This is a genomic window from Stieleria sp. (assembly GCF_041595215.1).
Classification (GTDB): Bacteria; Planctomycetota; Planctomycetia; order Pirellulales; family Pirellulaceae; genus Stieleria; species Stieleria magnilauensis.
In genome coordinates this window covers 1-3,611 of sequence record NZ_JBFHKV010000905.1, presented here as the reverse complement: position 1 = coordinate 3,611, position 3,611 = coordinate 1, and the positions used below count along the sequence as shown (strand labels likewise).

The 3,611-nt window shown below is 60.7% G+C and carries 1 protein-coding gene and 1 pseudogene; one reads left to right on the top strand and one right to left on the bottom strand.

The features are described from left to right. The first annotated feature begins 888 nt into the window (after positions 1–888). Entirely contained in the window at positions 889–3,183 is a 2,295-nt protein-coding gene (locus ABX749_RS26035) for a heavy metal translocating P-type ATPase (RefSeq protein ID WP_372898572.1), read from the top strand. Between the two features lie 134 nt (positions 3,184–3,317). On the opposite strand, the pseudogene ABX749_RS26030 reads toward ABX749_RS26035, so the two are convergent. Continuing rightward, positions 3,318–3,611 (bottom strand): annotated as a pseudogene (locus tag ABX749_RS26030) (hypothetical protein); the annotation flags it as partial.

Genomic DNA, 3,611 nt, shown 5'->3' with positions numbered 1-3,611 from the left:
GCGTCGCGACCCCGGGCTGTGTTGTGGCACCACTCCGCGGTGTCACGTGATCGATTGTGAACAATCAATGAATGGTGCCACCCAATCAATGAATAATCAATGAATGGTGCCACCCACCAAACGTCTACGCTCGCTTGCTAGAACGCACCCTCCGACCGGAATCACCGGCAGGTGAAATGAACCCACCGATGGCAGCGAGAACCCACGGATCGTCCTGCCGATCGCCATCCGTGGGTTCGCGCTGCCATCGGTGGGTTCATTTCACCTGCCGGTGCTTCCGGTCGGAGCGTGCGTTCTAGCAGGCGAGCGTAGACGTTTGGTGGGTGGCACCATTCATTGATTGGGTGGCACCATTCATTGATTGTTCACAATCGATCACGTGACACCGCGGAGTGGTGCCACAACACAGCCCGGGGTCGCGACGCGCACCCCGGGTCGTGGTCGATTGAGGACTGGAGCCCCATCGGGGCTCAACAAACGATGCGGCGAGTCGGGCGAATGGTGTTGTTCAACCCCGTTGGGGTTGGCCGCGAGGTGGTGACGCGGTCTTGGGGTGCGCTCTCGCGACCCCAAGCTTTGATGTGGCACGCCGTTGGCGTGATCCCGCGACGCGGTTGGATTGATTTTGTGGGTGGCACCATTCAGTAGTTGGTGGGTGGCACCATTCAGTAATTCAGTAACAGGGGGTGCCGAGGAGGGCGGTCAAGTGGCCCCCGTCCACTCCGACGTTGGGGCCGATCCCCATCAGATTCTGGACCCGTACCGTGCTAGAATGGCGCGACGGAGACTGTGACGACGCTTGATCGCCCCGAATACTACGCCTAGCGTTGACAGCGTTACGCCGATCCTATGGGTGGGATTGCTAAACCGGATGTTTTGGAAAAAGTGATGGATAGACTGGGGGAAACTGAAATTGAATCTGAGTCGGTGGCCGGTCTGGAAACTGCCGAGGTGAACCGACGGGCCGAGTTCAATGTGTCGGGCATGACCTGCGCCGGGTGCGCCCAATCGATCGAGCGGTCGTTGTTGCGGCAACCGGACGTGAGTTCGGCGGTGGTTAATTTCGCCGGCGGGAACGTCGTCGTTAGCTACGATCCGGCGCGGACCGACGAGTCGGAATTGGCCGAGGTGATTCGTCAGACCGGGTTTCAGGTGGAAACGGGCGACCGCGACACCGCCGAAGAAGACCGTCGGCAAGAGCAGCACGACACGTTGGTCATGTGGATCGGCGTCGCGCTGACGCTACCGTTGTTCGTGCTCAGCATGGGCCGTGATTTTGGCCTCTGGGGGCCGTGGGCGCATGCCGGTTGGGTGAACTACTTGATGTTCGCCCTGGCCACGCCGGTCCAGTTTTTTGTCGGCCGCGAGTTCTATTTGGGGGCCTATCGGTCGCTGCGCAGCCGATTCGCCAACATGGACGTGCTGGTGACGATGAGCACCTCGGTCGCCTACTTCTTCAGTGTGGCGGTGATGCTGTTGTTGTCTGCCGGTAGCGAGATACTGGGGCAACATGTCTATTTCGAAACGTCCGCCACGATCATTTCTCTGGTGATGGTCGGCCACTGGATCGAGAGTCGTGCCAAGACGCGGACCAATGGTGCGATCACGTCGTTATTGAATCTGCAAGCGAAAAACGCGCGTGTCCTCCGCGACGGCGCGGAAGTCGACTTGCCGATCCAGGACGTGATTGTGGGAGATCATGTGATCGTGCGGCCGGGCGAACAGATTCCCGTCGACGGCGCTGTGATCGCGGGCGAGAGCGTGGTTGATGAGAGCATGATCACCGGTGAGAGCATGCCGGTCCACAAACCGATCGGCAGCGGTGTGATCGGCGCGACGATCAACGGTGATGGCATGTTGACGATCGAGGCGCGGCACTTGGGCGCGGAATCGGCGCTGGCGCGAATCGTCAAACAGGTGGCCGAGGCTCAGGCGACCAAGGCGCCGATCCAGAAGCTGGCTGATCAGATTTCCGGGATTTTTGTTCCGATCGTGATCGCGGTCGCGATGGTCACGTTTTGCGTCTGGTTCTTCGTCATCGGCGACACTGTCGGGGCGATCTTACGAATGATTTCGGTGTTGATCATTTCCTGTCCCTGTGCGATGGGGCTGGCGACACCGCTGGCGGTGACGGTGGGCATGGGACGCGGGGCGGAGAACGGCATCCTGTTCAAGTCCAGCGAAGCGATCCAGCGGGTCGGTGCGATCAAGCACGTGGTGCTCGACAAAACAGGAACGATCACGCGGGGCGAGCAAGTGGTCACCGACACGATCGCCGTTGGCGGACTCAGTGACGAACGATTGATTGCGATGGCCGGCAGTGTCGAACGCGGCAGCCAGCATCCGATCGCCACCGCGATCTTGGCCGAAGCCGATCGGATGGGCGTGGACACCACGATGCCCGACGACGTCCAGTCCAGCTCCGGACAGGGCGTGACGGCTGTTTGGCAAGGACAACGCGTGCGGGTCGGCAATCAGCGTTTCATCGAACAGGATTCGTCCATCGATCCCGCCTTGCAGACTCGCGCGGCGGAATTGCAACGCCAAGCCAAGACGGTGATGTGGATCGCTTGCGAAGACGAAGTGGTCGGTTTGATTGCCGTGGCGGACACGATCAAACCGGAGTCGGCGGAAGCGATTGCGAGGCTGCATGACCAAGGCATCGTGGTTTCCATGCTGACCGGCGACAATCAACATACCGCCGCCGCGGTCGCCCGCCAGGTCGGGATCGACGACGTGATGGCAGAGGTGTTGCCGGGTGAGAAAACAGAGCGGATTCGCGAGCTGCAGTCGCGGGGCGAATTCACCGCGATGGTGGGCGACGGAATCAACGATGCCCCGGCGCTGGCGCAGGCGGATGTAGGGATCGCGATCGGCACCGGCACGGACGTCGCAATCGAAGCGGCGGACGTCACGTTGTTGGGCGGGGAATTAAGAGGCGTCGCGCGGGCGGTCAAATTGTCGGTGCTGACGATGCGCAACATCAAGCAAAACCTGTTCTGGGCGTTCGCCTACAACGTGGCGCTGATTCCGATCGCAGCGGGGGTGCTGGCCGGGGTTGAGTCGGCGCCGATGTGGCTCAGAGAGTTGCATCCGATCACTGCGGCACTCGCCATGGTCGGTTCGGATTTGGTGATCGTGAGTAATGCGTTGCGGCTGAGACGGGTGAAGGTGGATGAGTGAAGGGGTAGGAAGATTTTGGCTAAATCGATTTACGGGCGCTTCTCATCATTTTCTTACCTCCAAAATCTTCTTACCCCTTTTCCGCAATGGCAATGAGTAGCGTGCCGGCATGACCTGCGCGACGGCGGACCGCGTCAATCGACGTGCCCCTTGGGCGTCACCTTGTCGGGTGCCGACCGTGGCTTGATCCAACCGTTGTCGATGTACCACCGTGTGGTGTCCTCGATCCTCTCTTGAAGCGTCTTGGCGGGTCGAAATCCGGTCTCGCGGCGTAGCCGATCGGCGTTGCAAGCCCACGATCCCGCCGTTGCCTCCCTGGCCTTGTCGATACTGAGGATGTGCGGCCGACCGCGTAGCCGTGAGACGAGTTCGTTGACGGCGGCGATGACCCATATCGCTGCCGAGGGACCGCGTACGATGTAAAAGTG